Annotated in this window: 13 protein-coding genes and 2 pseudogenes; 12 read left to right on the forward strand and 3 right to left on the reverse strand. The window is 59.1% G+C overall.

Features of this window, described 5'->3' with window-relative positions:
* Positions 1–228: pseudogene (locus tag VNZ65_RS09045) on the forward strand (catalase-peroxidase); the annotation flags it as partial.
* A gap of 110 nt (positions 229–338) precedes the next feature.
* Positions 339–437: pseudogene (locus VNZ65_RS09050) on the forward strand (IS5/IS1182 family transposase); the annotation flags it as partial.
* A 32-nt stretch (positions 438–469) separates the two neighbouring features.
* Here VNZ65_RS09050 and VNZ65_RS09055 read toward each other — a convergent pair.
* Positions 470–1090, reverse strand: coding sequence for a phosphatase PAP2 family protein (locus tag VNZ65_RS09055; protein ID WP_325668168.1), 621 nt, complete (start codon positions 1088–1090; stop codon positions 470–472).
* Between the two features lie 102 nt (positions 1091–1192).
* Positions 1193–1813: a response regulator gene (locus tag VNZ65_RS09060; RefSeq protein ID WP_325668170.1), complete on the reverse strand. Its 621-nt coding sequence runs from the start codon at positions 1811–1813 to the stop codon at positions 1193–1195.
* A gap of 52 nt (positions 1814–1865) precedes the next feature.
* Between VNZ65_RS09060 and VNZ65_RS09065 the strand changes: the two genes are divergently transcribed.
* The 9 genes from VNZ65_RS09065 to VNZ65_RS09105 all read left to right on the forward strand — a co-directional run bounded on the left by VNZ65_RS09065 (position 1866) and on the right by VNZ65_RS09105 (position 12077).
* Positions 1866–2105, forward strand: a complete 240-nt coding sequence (locus VNZ65_RS09065; RefSeq protein ID WP_325668172.1) for a hypothetical protein — start codon at positions 1866–1868, stop codon at positions 2103–2105.
* Positions 2106–2280: 175 nt separating this feature from the next.
* Entirely contained in the window at positions 2281–3357 is a 1077-nt protein-coding gene (locus VNZ65_RS09070; RefSeq protein ID WP_325668173.1) for a polysaccharide biosynthesis/export family protein, read from the forward strand.
* Positions 3354–3836 carry a low molecular weight protein-tyrosine-phosphatase gene (locus VNZ65_RS09075; protein WP_325668174.1) on the forward strand — a complete coding sequence of 161 codons (483 nt, stop codon included), beginning with the start codon at positions 3354–3356 and terminating at the stop codon, positions 3834–3836. The genes VNZ65_RS09070 and VNZ65_RS09075 overlap by 4 nt, the downstream gene beginning before the upstream one ends.
* Positions 3837–3852: 16 nt before the next feature.
* Positions 3853–6099: a polysaccharide biosynthesis tyrosine autokinase gene (locus VNZ65_RS09080; protein WP_325668176.1), complete on the forward strand. Its 2247-nt coding sequence runs from the start codon at positions 3853–3855 to the stop codon at positions 6097–6099.
* Between the two features lie 77 nt (positions 6100–6176).
* Complete coding sequence (locus VNZ65_RS09085) at positions 6177–7379, forward strand: hypothetical protein (RefSeq protein WP_325668178.1); 1203 nt, start codon at positions 6177–6179, stop codon at positions 7377–7379.
* Positions 7376–8599: a polysaccharide pyruvyl transferase family protein gene (locus VNZ65_RS09090; protein WP_325668180.1), complete on the forward strand. Its 1224-nt coding sequence runs from the start codon at positions 7376–7378 to the stop codon at positions 8597–8599. Before VNZ65_RS09085 ends, VNZ65_RS09090 begins: the two co-directional genes overlap by 4 nt.
* The gene (locus tag VNZ65_RS09095) at positions 8583–9641 is read left to right on the forward strand and encodes a hypothetical protein (protein ID WP_325668182.1); all 1059 of its coding nucleotides are present in this window, start codon (positions 8583–8585) and stop codon (positions 9639–9641) included. Before VNZ65_RS09090 ends, VNZ65_RS09095 begins: the two co-directional genes overlap by 17 nt.
* A complete protein-coding gene (locus VNZ65_RS09100) occupies positions 9642–10730 on the forward strand; it encodes a glycosyltransferase family 4 protein (RefSeq protein ID WP_325668184.1) in 1089 nt (362 codons plus the stop codon).
* 51 nt (positions 10731–10781) lie between these two features.
* Positions 10782–12077 (forward strand): hypothetical protein, encoded by a 1296-nt coding sequence (locus tag VNZ65_RS09105; protein WP_325668186.1) that lies wholly within the window; start codon positions 10782–10784, stop codon positions 12075–12077.
* Positions 12078–12285: 208 nt separating this feature from the next.
* Here the strand turns inward: VNZ65_RS09105 and VNZ65_RS09110 are convergent, their stop codons facing one another.
* Entirely contained in the window at positions 12286–13704 is a 1419-nt protein-coding gene (locus VNZ65_RS09110; protein WP_325668188.1) for an undecaprenyl-phosphate glucose phosphotransferase, read from the reverse strand.
* Between the two features lie 477 nt (positions 13705–14181).
* Between VNZ65_RS09110 and VNZ65_RS09115 the strand changes: the two genes are divergently transcribed.
* Positions 14182–17154: NAD-glutamate dehydrogenase (locus tag VNZ65_RS09115; RefSeq protein ID WP_325668190.1), on the forward strand; the 2973-nt coding region annotated here is incomplete at its 3' end.

Genomic DNA, 17154 nt, shown 5'->3' on the forward strand with positions numbered 1-17154 from the left:
GAGTGGAAAGCCGTGGACAGCGAGGCCGAATTGTTCGAAGGACGCGACCGCAAGACCGGCGCGGTCAAGTACACAGGCACGCGCAACGATCTGATCTTCGGTTCCAACTCGGTGCTGCGGGCTTATGCCGAGGTCTATGCAGGAGTGGATGCCAAGGAGAAGTTCGCCAAGGACTTCGTCGCGGCTTGGGTCAAGGTCATGAACGCGGACCGCTTCGATCTCGCGTAATGCCCACTGCCAAGGGCCTTGTCTGCTTCAAGGACAGGCCGGGCCTGCTGCTGCGCTAGCGTCGCCACGCACTGGCGACGCTAGTCTTTCAACAAATAAAGAACAAAATAAAGAACAGACGCTTATAGAAAAGCCGCGAGCGATGGCGCAATGCCAGCCCGCGCTTCGTTCATCTGGCTTTCCTCGCAATACTGCTCAGGAGAGCATAAACACGTTCTAAAAGCAGTTCCGGCCTTGTTTGTCAGTTGACCGGCAACGTGTTTTCGCTACTTTGGCGATGGTGTTCGGCGACCGCGGCAGGATGGCCGGAAAGCCAGAGCGCGGTGCTTTCAATCAGATCCTGGGTCGGGACCGGCTTGGAGAAGGATGCTGTCAGCAGCAGTACAAAGCTGCTGGCAAGCAGCGTACGGCTCAAGCCCGGCTGCGCTGCATTTTCCGCCTGCCAGATAAAGCACAGGCAAGCCGCCAGGCCCAGCAGGGAGCCGCTCAGCGCTTCCGAGACCGAGTGGAAATGCAGCTGCACGCGCGACAGGCTGATCAGCGCCGCCAGGCCCACTCCCAATATGACGGCCGGCCAGCGCCACGCAAATGCCTGTTGCCGGACGATGATATAGAAGAGCGTAGGGATAATGGCGGCGGAGCGCATGGCATGGCCGCTGAAGCCGGTGAAATCAATTTCCTCTATGCCGATGCCCCAGCCGACAAAGGCGACTTTCGACGCCGCGACCAGCATGAGGGTGCCGGCAAACAGCAGGCACCAATACAAGAACAGACGGCGCGCGCCGCCGGCTATCAGCCAGACAGCAATCGCAACAGCGGCAGGAAGCATGACGTTGCTGCTACCGATTTTACTGATTTGCATCCATGAAAGCATAAGATCCGGTATAAAAATGTGGCGGCAAACGGTGGACTGTGGCGTACAGAGGCCGGCAAGCGCCTTCTCCGCTGCCTTACGCAATACCGGTCAGGTACCTGCGCTTAAGCGAGTCTGGCGCGCCTTGCGTGCGGCGCAGCCGCGCAGGAAGCCGCGCAACTCCTCGAACACGATCGGCTTCTGGAAATACAGTACCTCGTCCGGTAAGCCGCCGCGGGCTTCCAGGGCGTCTTTGCCGAGGGTGGTCAGGATGGCGATGTCGATATGCCTGAGCTCCGGCTTGGCTAGCACCGTCTTGACGATCTCATAGCCGTCGATGCCGTCCATCACGATATCAAGCAGCAGGATGTCGTACTTGCGCTGGGCGATTTCCAGCAACGCCTGGTAGCCGTTTTCGCAAAAGCTGATCTCCAGCGGGATATCCCAGGACGAAATCTGCTTCTCGTATACCTTGCGCTGGAGCGCGTTGTCTTCGACGATGAGCGCGCTCAATGTCGACGACAAAGAACCTTTCTCTTCCAGCAAATCGCTGCGCTCCGCCTTCAGCGCATCCACTGCCTCGCGCGGAATGCGCCGGTGCCCGCCCTGGGTTTTCCAGGCAACCAGGATTCCGCGTTCTACCAGCTGCTGGACCGAGGTGACGGAAATTCCCAGCAAGCGGGCGGCTTCTTGCGTCGTGACATCGCTTTGATTGAGTTTCACTGCTGGCATCGGTAATTGATTTAGTTAAGTATTTTAACAAACTATGAAATGCAGATCATTTATGGCGTCCGGCAGCTTTGCCTGCGAACGCCACGAAGATTGCTCCAGCGCCGACGCCCGATCAGCTACTTCCCGCGCACATGGTAAATCTCCCGCGGCTGCGGCAGCAGCCTTATCGATCTCCTCAACGCACGGCGATGGTTTTGCCGGCAGGATTTCTCTCGCTCATTTTAAAGCTGCTTTGGTGCAGCGCAATCAAAAATCGCTATTAAAAACAATTTTAATTTGTTATATTCATTAATGTAACGAATTTACTGTTTTTGTTGATTTTGCATTTGCGCCCGAATTGTCAGCCGGTTTGGCCAGGAGCGCCGGCGATCCAAAGTGCATGCCTTTACGTGTGAGCTAAATTGAAAAAAACCATCTTGCTGTTAATCCTGTCTTTGGCTCTGGGCGGCTGCGCGCTCGCACCTGGGATGAGATTCGATTCGCGGGGGACGGTCGACGTCACCGACCCGGAATCCAGGCCGGTGGTCCAGCCGATCACGCTCAAGCTGGTGCAGCAGGAGCGCGCCGAGCGCCTGCTGCAGGCGCAGGCCAGCCTGTCGTATTACCAGGAATTGCTGGAAAAGCCAGAGCCTTACCGGATTGGCGTGGCGGATGTCTTGTCGATCATCGTATGGGATCACCCGGAACTAGTGGTGCCTAACTTGACCTACACCATCGGCGCCAGCGGCGCTGAAATATCCAATGTCGGCCTGGCCGCGCAGACACTGCCGGGATACGCCGTCGGCAATGACGGCAATGTGCAGTTTCCCTATGTCGGCAGGTTCAAGGCGGGCGGCCTGACTGAGCTTGAGGCGCAGCAGCAGCTGGTGGCTATGCTGAAAAAGTATATCCGCGATCCGCAGATTACCCTGCGCGTGATCGGCTATCGCAGCCGCAAGGTTTACGTGGATGGCGAGGTGCGCAGCGCCGGCGTCAAGCCGATGACCGATGTGCCGATGTCGCTGGCAGAGGCGCTGAACCAGGCCGGCGGCATCAGCCCGTCCGGAGATCCCAGCCGCATCACCTTGACGCGCGGCGCCAGGAACTACCGGATCAGCATTCCCGAACTGACGGAACACGGCATCAGTCCGTCCCGGGTCATCCTGCAGAGCGAAGACTTGCTGCGGGTCACGCCGCTTGCCGACAACCAGATCGTGGTGGCTGGCGAAGTACGCGATCCGCGCGGCGTACCCTTGCGCAGCAATGGCCGGCTGACCTTGAGCGACGCGCTGAGCCAGGTCGGCGGCGTGCTGGCGGAAACCAGCGATCCGAGCGCGATCTACGTGGTGCGGGCAGCGCCTGACGGCGCCATGCCGGAAATCTTCCATCTGGACAGCAAGTCGCCGGTCGGCCTGGCGCTGGCAGAGAATTTCGAGCTGAAAGCCAAGGACGTGGTGTATGTCGATGCGCCGGGACTGGTGCGCTTCAGCCGCATCATGGCGCTCTTCATAGGCAGTTCGACCAATGCGGTGAACTACCGCAACGCCGTGGACAAGAACAATTGATCAATTCCATCCTGATTGTTTGCATAGGCAATATCTGCCGCTGCCCGATGGCGCTGGCGATGTTCGCCCGCAAATTGCCTGGCGTGCGGCTGAGCTCGGCCGGCATCGATGCTGTCGTCGGCGCTCCGGCCGATCCTCATGCGATAGAGCTGATGCGCCGCCGCGGCATCGATATCGATGCCCATCGCGGACAGCAATTGCGCGCCTGGCATTGCGAAGCGGCGGACTTGATCCTGGTCATGGATCTGCCGCAGAAGCAGTTTATCGAAAAGCATTACCCGACTACCCGCGGCAAGTTGTTCCGCCTCGGGGAATATGGCCGCTTCGACATTTTCGATCCCTACCAAAAGGATCTCGGCGAATTTGAGCGTTGCCTGGCGCTGATTGATCAGGGCGTCGGCGAATGGTCCGCGCGCATCGAGGCCAGCCGCTCGGCGCGGCGGCCGGCAACCCATGATCCGGTCCAGATAACTCAATGAAGACGCCAAGCTGACGATGACAAAACTTACACAGCCGCTGCACTTGTCCGCGGGAAAAGACGATGAACTGAATCTGGCCGCCTTGCTCGACGTGCTGGTCGACAACCGCAAGATGATCGGCATCGTCACGATAGTCTTCTTTTTGCTGGGGACGCTCTACGCATTTCTCGGCACCCCGGTGTACCAGGCCGACATCCTGGTGCAGGTCGAGGACAATTCCGCCAGCGCAGCGGCCAGCAACATGCTGGCTGACATGTCGTCCATGTTTGACGTCAAGTCAACCGCCGCCGCCGAGATTGAAATACTCGGATCGCGCCTGGTGGTCTCGCGTTCGGTCGATGCCTTGCATTTGTATATCGATCAGGATCCCAGGCATTTTCCTTTGATCGGCGGCTGGATCGCGCGCCACAATAAAAAATTGTCTGCGCCCGGATTGCTTGGCTACGGCGGCTATGCCTGGGGCAATGAAAGCATGGATGCCGATGTCTTCAATGTGCCGCAGGCGCTCGAAGAGAAGAAATTCAAGCTGCAGGTGCTGGAGCACGGGCGCTATCGCCTCAGCAGCAGCGAGTTCGACGAGGTATTTGAAGGCAGCGTCGGCAAGCTGGAAAAATTTGCGGTGGAGGGCGGCAATCTGGAACTGCGCGTTGCCAGCTTCAACGCCAGGCCGGGGATCGTCTTCGCGTTGGTCCGCAATGCGCGCTTGAAAACCATCCTCGACTTGCAAGACCAGCTGGTGATTGTCGAAAAGGGCAAGCAGTCTGGCGTAATCGGCGCTACCTGGCAGGGTACCGATGCGCGCATTGTCAGCGAGACCTTGAACCAGATCGGCCAGCAATACGTGCGGCAGAACATTGAACGCAAGTCGGCCGAGGCCGCCAAATCGCTGGACTTCCTGAACGAGCAGGTGCCGCTGCTGAAAAGCGAGCTGGAGCAGGCAGAAAATCTCTATAACGCCCTGCGCAACAAGCTCGGCAGCATCAGCATGAGCGACGAAGGGGCGATGGTGCTGCAAAAGGCGGTCGATACGCAGACCCAGTTGCTGGAACTGAAGCAGAAGCGCAAGGATCTGGCCATGCGCTTTTCGGATTCGCATCCATCGCTGAAAGCAGTCGACGAGCAAATCCGCGCTTTGTATGGCGAGCAGGGGAAGGTCAATGGCCTGATCAAGCGCTTCCCGAACAACGAACAGGATTTGCTGCGTTTGACGCGCGACGTCACCGTCAACACCACCTTGTACACCGGGCTGCTGGGCAATATCGAACAATTGAAGCTGGTAAAGGCCGGCAAGATCGGCAATGTGCGGCTGGTCGATGTCGCCGCCTTGCCGGAAATCCCGGTCAAGCCGAAAAAACTGATCGTGCTGCCGGTCTCGCTGCTGCTGGGCTTGTTCCTGAGTGTGACGGCTGCCTTTATCCGCAACATGCTGTTCAGCGGCGTGACCGACGCCAATGAGATCGAGCAGCATACCGGCTTGAGCGTCTATTCGACCATCCCGCGCAGCGACGCACAGCTGCTGCTAAGCAGGCAAGCAAGGGCGAAGCCCCATGAAGTCTCTTTGCTGGCGGTGGCGCAGGCTGGCGACCTGGCCATCGAAAGCCTGCGCAGCCTGCGTACCGCGCTGCAGTTCGCCATGCTGGAGGCGAAAAACAATATTGTGCTGCTGACCGGGCCGTCGCCGGGTGTCGGCAAATCCTTTATCGCGGCTAACCTGGCGGCGGTGGTGGCGTCGTCGGGCAAGCGCGTGCTGCTGATCGACGCCGATTTGCGCAAGGGCCATCTCAACGAATACTTCGGTTTCGGCCGCGACGGCGGTTTCTCCGAACTGGTGTCCGGCTCGCTGCCAGTGGCGGCTGCGATACACAGGGAAGTCGTTGCCGGCCTGGATTTCATAGCCACCGGAAAATTGCCGCCCAACCCGGCGGAGCTGCTGACAGCGCGCAGCGTCGGCGAACTGCTGAAGGCCGTGGCAGAGCAGTACGACATCGTGATTGTCGATTCGCCGCCGGTGCTGGCGGTGGCCGACCCCGCCATCCTGGCTGAATTTTCAGGCACGACTTTCCTGGTAGCCCGCAGCGGCATCACGAAAATCGGGGAAATTCTTGAGTCGGCAAGGCGCCTGGTACACAACGGCAGCCATCCGAAAGGGGTCCTGTTCAATGGCCTGGATCCCAACGTCGGCAGATACGGCTATGGCTCCAAGTACGGTAGTTATCGCTATACCGCCTATTCCTATGAGAAGACCAAGCGCTTAACAACCTGAGATGCGTGGGGCAGGCCGCCGGCTGGCGCTTCCTGCTTCCTGGTCTTTACCGCGGTAAAACCAATGAAACCGAAGCCATGAAAAAATTCAGCGCGCTATTTCAGGTCATCTTTGAACAGGCGATCTTTACCTTGTCGTTTTTTTGTACGCAAACCTTGCTGGCCAGGTATTTGAGCGTGACCGGCTTTGCCTCGTTTTCGGCGGTGTACTCGGCAGTGATCCTGCTGAACATCATCCATGGCTGCACCGTCATGGAACCGTTGCTGGTATTTTCAAAATCCGATCATTTCATCAGCAAGTCGCTGCTGCTGCAGCTGCACGCGCCGCTTGCCCTGGCCAGCATCCCGGTCATCATCTACCTGGTGACACATATCCCCAACGCGCCGCCGTACTTCATCCTGGCGCTGGTGTTCTCACTGGCAGGCTTCATTGCTTACTGGACGGTGCGTTCCATCGCCATTCTTCAAAACAAGAGCCTTAAATCAGTGCTGCCGGCCTTGTCGCAATTTGCCGGCGTCTGCCTGGCGATTGCCCTGATTCCGAAGGACAGTCCGTATCAGCTTAATGAAGTACTGATTTTCCTGGGATTGCCGCTACTGCTGGCAAGCGGCCTGATCAGCGGCGGCAGAGCGCCCAGGACTGCGCCGCTCAGCGGCGCGTCTCCAGAAAGTCCTCCATGGCTGAGCTTCGGCCTGAACAATACCTTCAGCCAGATCCTGGTATGGGCAATGACGCACGGCCTGGTGATTTTCTACATGTCGCGCCAGCAGGCTGAGCTGGCGGCCAATTTCCGTGTCGTGATGACCCTGGTTCTGCCGGCGCAATACCTGAATATCGCCATTTCCAACTACCAGCTGCCCAAGCTTTCACGTCTGGCGGAAGAACGTTCGGCGCAGTTTTCGGCAATGGCGCGCACCTTCATCCTGGTCACGCTCGGCTTCAGTCTTTTATACAGCCTGCTGCTGTGGGCGGCCGGCCAGTCGCTGGTCGGGCTGCTGTTCGGGGCCAAATATGCCGGCCTGAACATGCGCGACTACGTTCTGTTTCCATTCATCTTCGCCGCCATCCAGGGCGGGCGCACGGTCTTGAAGGCGCTCAGGCTGACGCACCAGGCAAGCTGGGCAGTTGCGGTCGGCTTTCTGTTTTTCCTGTCTGCTTTCCTTCTCAACAGCCACAGATCGATCAACAACGTGCTGCTGCCGACGGTCTTCGGCCTGGGCGCAGCGTCCGTGATCATGTTTTACCAGATCAAGAAAAATCTGAAGGCTAGCCATCCATGAAAATTGTGATTTGCGCTGTTCCCTATAGCCCGAACCTGGGCGATGGCGTCATCTATGAAAATATCCGGCAACTGCTGAGCGAACTGGCGCCGGCCGCGCAGATCAGCGCGCTGGATATCGCGGGCCGCGATGGCTACGACGCTTCCACCGTGTCCCGGAAACCTTTGATCAACCGGGTGCCTGGACGGCTGCGGCCATCGGTCGTATGCGCCTATTTCTGTCTGCAGTACTGGTGGCGCTGGCGTCATAAGTGGACCGAGCAGCTGGCCGGCGCCGATCTCATCGTGATTGGCGGCGGCCAGCTGTTCATGGATGCCCATCTGAATTTCCCGATCAAGCTGTTCTTACTTTCACGGACTATCAGAGCCATCGGCAAGTCCGGCAAGGTCGCCATTTTTTCAGTCGGTGCGTCGAAGCGGATGTCGAACATCGGCGCCAGCCTGTTTCAACGCGCAGTAAAGAATATGGCGCCGGTGCGGATCAGCGCGCGCGACATGCTGTCTGCCCAGCACATGAAAAAGCACCTCGCGATCCATGGCGACGTCTGCATCACGCCTGATCCGGCGATCTATTCGCAGCGGACGTTTGCCCAGCATCCTCAGCATGCGCATGGCGGCAACGTGCTTGGCATTTGCATATCCTGTCCGCTGGAAGTCAACCACGGCGTCAAGAACGAGCCGGGGTATGAACTGAAAATTTCAGCGTTTTTCGAGAACCTGGCGCTGCAGGCGATCGCCGTCGGGTATGTGGTCAAGTTTTTTACCAATGGCGCTCCTGAGGACGAGGCCTTCAAGGACGCGCTGGCGGCCGGACTGAACAGCCGGCAGATAGTCAACGTGCCCAGGGCGAATGCGCCAGCCCAGCTGGTGGCCAATATCCGGGCCTGCGACTACATCATCGCCCACCGGCTGCATGCCAGCATTGTCGCCTATGCGCTGGACATACCCGCAATCGGCCTGAACTGGGATGCCAAGGTCAAGTCATTCTTTGAACTGATCGGCCGCAGCAGGTTTTTCATTCCGTCGCCGATACCGGATGTGGAAAACACGCTTGATCTGCTCAGCCACGCGCGGGCATCGTGTGGTACGGAAAAAGCGCGGCTGACGCTGCGGCTGAAAAAAGAGGTGTCGGCGCTGCTGGATGCCTCCGTGCATCAGGGCTCCGCTGCGGGTGCACGGCGCTGGGTGGGCGGCAACGTCGACTATGAAAACATTGTATAGGCTCCGCATCAACCCGGAGTTGCGGGTTGTCAGCGCAATCCTGCTGCTGCTGCTGAGCGGCCTGATCTATTTCTACCAACGGGTATTTCTACCGGATTATTTCTTCATCGACGAAAAGACGATTACCGACCTGATCCGGTATACCGATCTTGATATTTCACTGCAGGATTCGTTTACCAGCACCGCGCTGGTGTATGCGCTGATCGGACCAGAGTGGTCGCAGATCCTGCTGCTGCTGGCGACGGCGGCGGTGATTGTCTATGTCTGCAAGAAGTCCTACCGTTTACTTGATCTGCTGTTCGCCTTCCTGCTGATGCTGTCGTTTGCGCTGTTCAATCTCAAGCTGTCAAAAGAAGTCATCGTCATCATGCTGAACCTGACTGCTTGCGCGGTGTGCGCGACGCAGCTGTCGGGGTGCAAGAAAATCAGCATAGTCACCGTCCTCTATCTGCTGTACGCATGTAAATTCCGGGTGTACTACGCAGTCATTGCGGCTCTGATGCTGGCTCTGTATGCGGTTGCAAGCAGCCGCGGCAAGTGGCGTCTGTGCCTGGTGATCGGCATGTTGCTACTGTGCTGTGCGATACCGGGCGATTTCTGGGATCAGCTGCAGCAGGCGCGCGACGTCGCCAACGCCAATCGCGAGGGGCTGTCAGATTCCAAGACCATGTTCACCAATCTGCTGGTCCCCAGCGGTGTGCTGACCGTCGTCCCGAACGCGCTGTTTGCCGCTGTCCGCTTCTATTTTGCGCCGCTATTTTCCTTACGGGTGCAGGAACTGTTCCTTTCCTCGACGTTGTGGTTCCTTACTCTTCTGGTCATCAAGCGGCGCAACTACGGCCATCCCTTGTTCTTGCTGCTGGCCGCCAATTTCGTTATCCAGACTTTCTTTGAGCCCGACCTGGGCTCGTTCTTCCGGCATTTGAGCGCCTACGCCTTTTGCGTATTCGGGATTCCTTGCATCGTCCCGGACCATGCAGAAGCGGCGCAGGAATCGATGACGACCCGGCCAGACGGCCAGACCCTTGACCAGGAGATCTGAATGAATCGCGCGCAACCGCTGCATGTCCTGAACGTGGCCGAAACTATCAAGGGAGGCATCGCGACCTATCTTGATACGCTAGAGCATTACAGCAGGGACTTCAACTGCCGTTTCGAATATCTGATTCCGGCCGCGCAAACGGATCAGATAGCTTCCAGGAAAGTCCAGCCGCATCCCTATTCCAGGAAAGGCCTGGGGCCGCTGCGGCTGGCGGCGGCGATCGTGCTGCTGGCGCGGCAGCGCAAGCCGGACGTGGTGTACGCTCACAGCACCTTCGCCGGCGTCGCCCTGTGCCTGGCCAAGCCATGGCTTGGACGCGGCACCAAGACTGTCTATTGCGCGCATGGCTGGGCCAGTTTCCGCGATCGCAGCAGGCTGGTGATACAGCTGAGCCGGCTGGTCGAAAGATGCATGTCTTACATACCTGATGCGGTGGTGAATATTTCCCGCCATGAGCACGAAATCAATCGCAGGCATGGCTTTTCAAAGAAAAATATCCTGATCCAGAGCACCGTGCTTGACCGCGATAGCCAGGGCAGGGCGCAGCGCCAGGCGGGCGAGCATCTGCACGTCTTGTTCGCGGCGCGCCTGGATTGGGAGAAAGGCTATGACATCCTGGTCGATGCAATTCATATCCTGCAGAAGAGCAGGCCGGATTTTGTCTACCATATCGTCGGCGATGCGGTGCTTGGCAATCTCAAGATCGAAAAAATCGTCGCCGACAATGTGCACTACTATGGCTGGGTCGATCATGCCGAGATTGACCGCTACTTTGACCGCGCCGACGTATTCATCGTCCCTTCGCGCAATGAAGGATTCGGCCTGACCGTGCTGGAAGCGTTCCGCAGCTCGGTGCCGGTGATCGCCAGCGATCGCGGCGCCTTGCCTGAGCTGGTCGAGCATGCCGTCAACGGCCTGGTGTTCAATTGCACCGCTGCCGACCTGGCTGCGAAGCTGCGTGATCTGGATCTTGCCACCTTGCGCGACTATGGCCGCGCCGGGCGCCACTCTTATCTGGACAAGTTCTCGCCGGCGCAATTCGTTGTCAGTTACCAGAAACTGTTTGGACAGCTGCGCGGTTCTATCTGATACGCTGCCGGCGCTGCCATCGAAGCCGTTACATTAAAACCAGGAGCGTGCATGAAAATACGTGCCGGTGTTTCCATACAGATGCTGATGCTCTGCATGTTGGGCAGTCCCCAGGCAAAAGCGCTGGGAACCGACGATATCCTATCTATCTATCCTACCGCTGCCAGCGTCCAGATCGATCCGACCAGAATCACGGAACAGGATCTAAGGAGGATAAAGGAGGCTGGTTTCGAGTATGTCCGCTTTGGCGTGCGCCCGGCAATAGCTGCCGTAGCCAGGAAAAATCCTGACTACGCCGGTTTGCTGGCGCAACTGCATGCCTTGCAGCTGAAGCCGATTCTGACATTGTTTGGCGGTCCGGACGTCTGGGGCGAAGGGCAAGCAAACCTTGCCGGCAGCCAAAAATCCAGCCAGACCGCCAGCCAAACCGCCAGCCAGTCCGCCAGTGATTTTGCCGGCTTTGCGCTGGGTTTCATGGAGCAGCACCGCGACCCGGACATTTTATGGGAGCTATGGAATGAGCCGGAAATCTCGACTTTCCTTAAGCCAGGACTGCTGCGGCCGGGGCTGGTGCCGTCGGTGCAGCAAATCTGCAGCACTTTGCAAAGCCAGCCAAATCCTCAACCGTACAAGGTGTTTGGTTTCGGCTTCTCCAAAATGCCGCGTGCATCTTCCAGTTCGCCCTACGACGAATTGCTGGACGTCTCGCTCAAGACCTGCCTGAGCGGAATCTCCATACATCCCTACCGCGAAAAACCGGAGACGCTGCTGGCCGATTTTGCGGAAGTCCGCAAGGTGATGAGCAAGTACGAAAAAAGCAATGCCCCGGTGCTGGCGTCCGAGTGGGGTTATTCAAGCTTTTACCCGACCCGCGACCAGGACGGCCAGGCGCTGCTGGTTCTGCGCGAGTATCTGTCCAGCGTCTTTGTGGGCCTGTCTTTGCTGAATATCTATGCATGGAAGGATGCAGGAAGTAATCCTGCTGCGATCGAAGACAATTATGGCCTGATCAGCTTGCAGGGCCAGCCGAAGCCGGCATTGCTGGCCTTGCAGCATTTGCTGTCCAGACTGAGCCAGACCCAGCTGGTTGCGGCCAAGGTAAACGGCAGCGACTACCAGCTGTCGCTGGGAAGCCAGGCGGCAGCCAAGGAAAGACGAACGGTCCATGTGATCTGGAACAGCGTTGCCCGCGCGGGGATGACTTATCAGTTCGCCCGGAACGGCGCCAAGGCTTGTGTCGTCAGCCAGTTTTTTCCGGTGCAGACCGATGCGGTCTGTCCAGGCAGCGCTGATGTGGTGGAGTTGACGGCTGGTCCGGCGCCGCTGGCGGTCACGCTCTACTATTAATGCTATTTTCTTAAATCACGACAAATCGCGTTGATCCATCGCTCTCGTAGGGTGGGCACCTGTGCCCACGCGGATGGGACGGGACGCGCAGTCCGGAGCACGACAGTCCGCGACACGAATGTCTGCAGCACTGCGTGGGCACAGGTGCCCACCCTACCTGGCCGCACGCTGTCCCGTTTATGGGAATCTCAACAGCACGCCGACCGTCTCAATAGGCGGCGCTGCCGGTCCAGCCCTTGAAGGCGGTCCATACCAGGATGCGAAAATCCATCAGGAACGACCAGTGCTGGATATAGTACAGGTCAAACTGCACGCGTTTTTCCATCTTGTCCACCGTATCGGTTTCGCCGCGGTGGCCGTGGATTTGCGCCCAGCCGGTGATGCCGGGTTTCACGCGGTGCCGCACCATGTACATCTCCAGCAGCTTTTCGTAGAGCTCGTTATGTTCCAGCGCATGCGGCCTGGGGCCGATGACCGACATTTCGCCGATCAGCACATTGAGGAACTGCGGCAGCTCATCCAGGCTGGTGCGGCGCAGGAATTGCCCGACCCGGGTGATGCGGGGATCGTTTTGCGTGGCCTGCGTCAGCCGATCGTGCTCCTGATGCAGCTTCATGGTGCGGAATTTGTAGACCATGAATTTCTTGCCGTTCAGCCCCAGCCTTGCCTGCTTGAAGAACACCGGGCCGGGCGAGGAATATTTGATGCAGGCGGCGATGACGGCAAACAGCGGCGCCAGCAGCGTCAGCGCCGCCAGCGCAAACAGCTTGTCGAGCAGGTGTTTGACGATGGCGTGGGCGCCGCTGGGGGCAGGACGATTCAGCTCCACTGCAGGAATGCCCAGAAAATTGACAGCCAGGCTGCTCAGCATCTGTATGCCCGAAGTATCGGGCACCCAGCGGATGTCGACCAGGGTATTGCGCAGGCAATGCTGCAGCTGTTTCATCTGCGGCGCTGCACTCATCGGCAGCGTGATCCAGATTTCATGAATGTCGTGCGCCACTACATAGTGATGGATGTCGTCGTAGCTGGCGATGTGATCGATGGCGGCATCGCGTAGCTGGTCTAACGCAGCGCCGGCGACTACCACCGCGCGCACGTCGTAAACCGCGGCGGCGTTGCGCAGTGAGCGTTTGTGCATTTCCTGGCCAGTGGGACCATAGCCGACAATCACGATGCGCCGTGTATTGATGCCGCGCTTGCGCAGATGGCAGGCCGAGGCATGGATCAGCAGGCGATGCAGGGCCAGGAAGCTGATGCTAATCAGGTACCAGTACACCAGCCAGCGGCGCGACAAGGCGCCGACCCCATGCACCATGACGCTGAGGGAATAGCCGGCCAGCAGTATGGCGCCCCAGGCGCAGGCGAGGCGGCTGAAGATCGCCGTCATGGACCAGTCCTGCCAGGGCGTATACAAATTGAGCTTGGAGAATGTCAGCACCCCAAGCGCACAGCAGAAATACAGGAGCACGGAGTGTATCGGCGCCGTCGTGGTCATGGCCGAATTGAAATGGAAGTGGCCGGCCAGCTGGGCGGTGGCGCCCAGGATCAGCGCATCGACCAGCCATTGCGGCAGTTCGAAGGTCAGCACGCGTTCGAACAGTATCAAGGATTTTGAGCTTGCCATGGTTTTGAGAGAAAGCGTCCAAAAGAAAGCATTTGATGGCATGGGCGAGGTGCGCATACGCCGCTAGCGCCCGCTAACGGCGGCCGGCAGCCATCCAGCCGGTGCGGCGGCTTGGCAGTGCGTGCGGCAAGAGATGATTCTCGCCAACGCATGAGTCATCATAAGCTGATGTTTCGTTAAATTCAATGATTAAAATGAATTTAACGAATTAGATGTTTTGAGTTTTTGGCGAAAATGCGGGATCGGCGCCAGCGGGTACGGCGGATAGCCCGTGCGCAGAGAGAAAGTGTGAGCGCGCAGCGGCGTTTTTGCGTTCTTGCGGCGGGCAAAATATCACAAACGCTTTACCGCGGAATGACGGAATCCGCGGACGGGTTGTTTTTTTAAAAAGCCTGTGGTTTTGCGCCTGCGATAGGTAGAATCTAAACAGAGTAGAGTTCGGAAGAAGTTAACCATTTAGCTATTCGAAGGAAAATCATGCATAACGCCGCAGCAGAAGGAAAACAGCAGAAGCTGGCAGAGATGGTCGAATTTGCGCGTGATCGTTTACCGCCGGACGTGTTTGCAACCATGCAGCCGTTCCTGGCCGAATATTACTCACAAGTGGGAGAAGAGCAGATCCTGAGCCGCGACAGCGCCGATCTGTACGGCGCCGCGATGGCGCACTGGCAATTCGGCCGCCATTTCACCTCAGGCACGCCGCGCGTACGGATCTACAATCCGCGCATCGATGAGCATGGCTGGCAATCCGGCCATAGCGTGATCGAGATTGTCAACGACGACATGCCTTTCCTGGTCGATTCGGTCAGCACCGAAATCAATCGCCTTGGCCTGACCTTGCATGCGGTGATCCACCCGGTGTTCCGGGTCTGGCGCGATGGCGGCGGCCAGGTCGAAAAAATCCAGCGCGCCAGCGAAGCGGCCGGCCAGGATGGGGACAAAGCCCGGCTGGAGTCGAATATCCATATCGAAATCGACCGCTGCACCGAAGCCGCGCGCATGGAAGAAATCCAGGCCGGCGTGCTCAAGGTGCTGGGCGACGTGCGCGCCGCGGTGGAAGACTGGCGGCAGATGATGGCGGCAGCCAGCGGCGCCATCGACGACCTGAAAAAGCAGGACGGCAACGACGCCGCCTTGAAAGGCGAAGTCGCGGAAGCGCGCGCCTTCCTCGAATGGATGGTGGACGATCATTTCACCTTCCTCGGCTATCGCGACTACGAACTGATCGTCAATGCCGGTGAAAATTACCTGCAGGGCGTGCCCGGTTCCGGGCTGGGCATCTTGCGTGACGCGCTGCGCACCTCGGACAGCGCCGACATGACCAAGCTGCCGATCAGCGCTCAGGGCATCATTGATGCGCAGTCGCCGATTTTCATCACCAAGGCCAATTCGCGCGCCACCGTGCATCGCGCCGGCTATCTCGATTATGTCGGCGTCAAGCGCTACGACAGCGCCGGCAAGGTGATCGGCGAGCGCCGCATCGTCGGCTTATATACCTCCACGGCGTACATGGTGCCGACTCATGAAATCCCGCTGGTGCGGCGCAAGGTCGCCAAGGTGCTGGAACGCGCCGGCTTCGTGCCGAAAGGCCATTTGTCCAAGACTCTGGCCACTATCCTGGAGCAATTCCCGCGCGATGAGCTGTTCCAGATCGATGAAGACGAGTTGTTCGACACCGCCAGCGGCATCTTGCGCCTGGAAGAGCGCCAGCGCACCCGCCTGTTCGTGCGCCGCGATGCTTTCGGCCGCTATGTGTCCTGCCTGGTGTTCGTGCCGCGCGACCGCTTCAATACCGAACTGCGCGAGCGGATCCAGGTATTGCTGCTGGAAGCCTTCAACGGCACCGGCATCGAATTCACCCCCTTGCTGTCGGAATCGATGCTGGCGCGCATCCAGTTTACCGTCCGTACCGAGCCTGGCACCGTCAGCGAGATCGACGTCGCCCAGCTGGAAGCGCGCATCGTGCAGGCCACCCGGCGCTGGCAGGACGACATGGCGGAGGCGTTGCTGGAACAGCGCGGCGAAGAGCAGGGCACGCGGCTGCTGCGGCGCTATGCGGGTTCGTTTCCGGCCGGCTTCCGCGAGGATTACGCGGCCCGCGCCGCGGTGCACGACATCTCCTTGCTGGAAGATGCGCAGCAGAACGCCGGCCTGGCGATGAGCTTGTACCGTCCGATCGAAGCCGCGCCGGCCTCGCTGCGGTTGAAGATATACCGCGCCGGCAAGCCGATGGCGCTGTCGCAAAGCCTGCCCATGCTGGAACACATGGGCGTCAAAGTGAATGAGGAGCGGCCTTACCGCATCGAACTGCAGGACGGCGAACCGGCCTGGATCCACGATTTCGGCATGCAGACCGCGGACGACAGCGAAGTCGAGATTGACCGCATCAAGGGCGTCTTTGAGGATGCCTTCGCCCGCGTCTGGAGCGGCGAAGCGGACAACGACGACCTCAACCGCCTGGTGCTGCGCGCAGGCCTTACCTGGCGCGAAGTGACCATCTTGCGCGCTTATGCACGTTACCTGCGGCAGGTCGGCTCGACCTTCAGCAATGCCTACATCGAACAGGCTTTGACGGCTAATCCGGCCATTGCGCGCAAGCTGGTGGAATTGTTCCTGGCGCGCTTCGATCCGGCACGCGCCAAGGATGCAGGCGCAGAAGCCAGAACCAAGGCCTTGCAGGAACAGACCGAAGAGGCGATGGACCAGGTTCCGAACCTGGACGAAGACCGCATCCTGCGCCAGTTCCTCGGGGTCATCGGCGCTACTTTGCGCACCAATTACTTTCAGCGCGGCGCTGACGACCAGCCGAAACCGTATTTGTCGTTCAAGTTCGATCCGTCCAAGGTGCCGGGATTGCCTGCGCCCAAGCCGATGTTTGAAATCTGGGTATATTCCCCGCGTTTCGAGGGCGTCCACCTGCGCGGCGGCAAGGTGGCGCGCGGCGGCTTGCGCTGGTCGGACCGGCGCGAAGATTTCCGTACCGAGGTGCTGGGGCTGGTGAAAGCGCAGATGGTCAAGAATGCGGTGATCGTGCCGGTCGGCTCCAAGGGCGGCTTCGTGCTGAAAAGCGCGCCGCCGGCCAGCGAGCGCGACGCCTATCTGCGCGAAGGCGTGGCTTGCTACCAGAATTTCCTGCGCGGCCTGCTCGACCTGACCGATAACCTGGTCGAGGGCAAGGTAGTTCCGCCGGCCGACGTGGTGCGCTACGATGCCGACGATCCTTATCTGGTGGTAGCCGCCGACAAAGGCACCGCCAGCTTCTCGGATTACGCCAATGCGGTGTCGGCCGAATACGGTTTCTGGCTGGGCGACGCCTTTGCTTCCGGCGGCTCGGTCGGCTATGACCACAAGAAGATGGGGATCACGGCCCGCGGCGCCTGGGAGGCGGTCAAGCGCCATTTCCGCGAAACCGGCCTGAATACCCAGGAGCAGGATTTCACGGTGGTCGGC

It is taken from the genome of Collimonas sp., from assembly GCF_035566555.1.
Taxonomy (GTDB): domain Bacteria; phylum Pseudomonadota; class Gammaproteobacteria; order Burkholderiales; family Burkholderiaceae_D; genus Collimonas.

What these genes read in the sequence shown, in the direction of transcription:
- VNZ65_RS09060 (WP_325668170.1), bottom strand. Translation starts at nt 1,813, where the DNA reads ATGCCAGCAGTGAAACTCAATCAAAGCGATGTCACGACGCAAGAAGCC.
- VNZ65_RS09055 (WP_325668168.1), bottom strand. Translation starts at nt 1,090, where the DNA reads ATGCAAATCAGTAAAATCGGTAGCAGCAACGTCATGCTTCCTGCCGCT.
- VNZ65_RS09065 (WP_325668172.1), top strand. Translation starts at nt 1,866, where the DNA reads ATGGCGTCCGGCAGCTTTGCCTGCGAACGCCACGAAGATTGCTCCAGC.
- VNZ65_RS09090 (WP_325668180.1), top strand. Translation starts at nt 7,376, where the DNA reads ATGAAAATTGTGATTTGCGCTGTTCCCTATAGCCCGAACCTGGGCGAT.
- VNZ65_RS09070 (WP_325668173.1), top strand. Translation starts at nt 2,281, where the DNA reads ATGAGATTCGATTCGCGGGGGACGGTCGACGTCACCGACCCGGAATCC.
- VNZ65_RS09100 (WP_325668184.1), top strand. Translation starts at nt 9,642, where the DNA reads ATGAATCGCGCGCAACCGCTGCATGTCCTGAACGTGGCCGAAACTATC.
- VNZ65_RS09080 (WP_325668176.1), top strand. Translation starts at nt 3,853, where the DNA reads ATGACAAAACTTACACAGCCGCTGCACTTGTCCGCGGGAAAAGACGAT.
- VNZ65_RS09105 (WP_325668186.1), top strand. Translation starts at nt 10,782, where the DNA reads ATGAAAATACGTGCCGGTGTTTCCATACAGATGCTGATGCTCTGCATG.
- VNZ65_RS09085 (WP_325668178.1), top strand. Translation starts at nt 6,177, where the DNA reads ATGAAAAAATTCAGCGCGCTATTTCAGGTCATCTTTGAACAGGCGATC.
- VNZ65_RS09095 (WP_325668182.1), top strand. Translation starts at nt 8,583, where the DNA reads ATGAAAACATTGTATAGGCTCCGCATCAACCCGGAGTTGCGGGTTGTC.
- VNZ65_RS09110 (WP_325668188.1), bottom strand. Translation starts at nt 13,704, where the DNA reads ATGGCAAGCTCAAAATCCTTGATACTGTTCGAACGCGTGCTGACCTTC.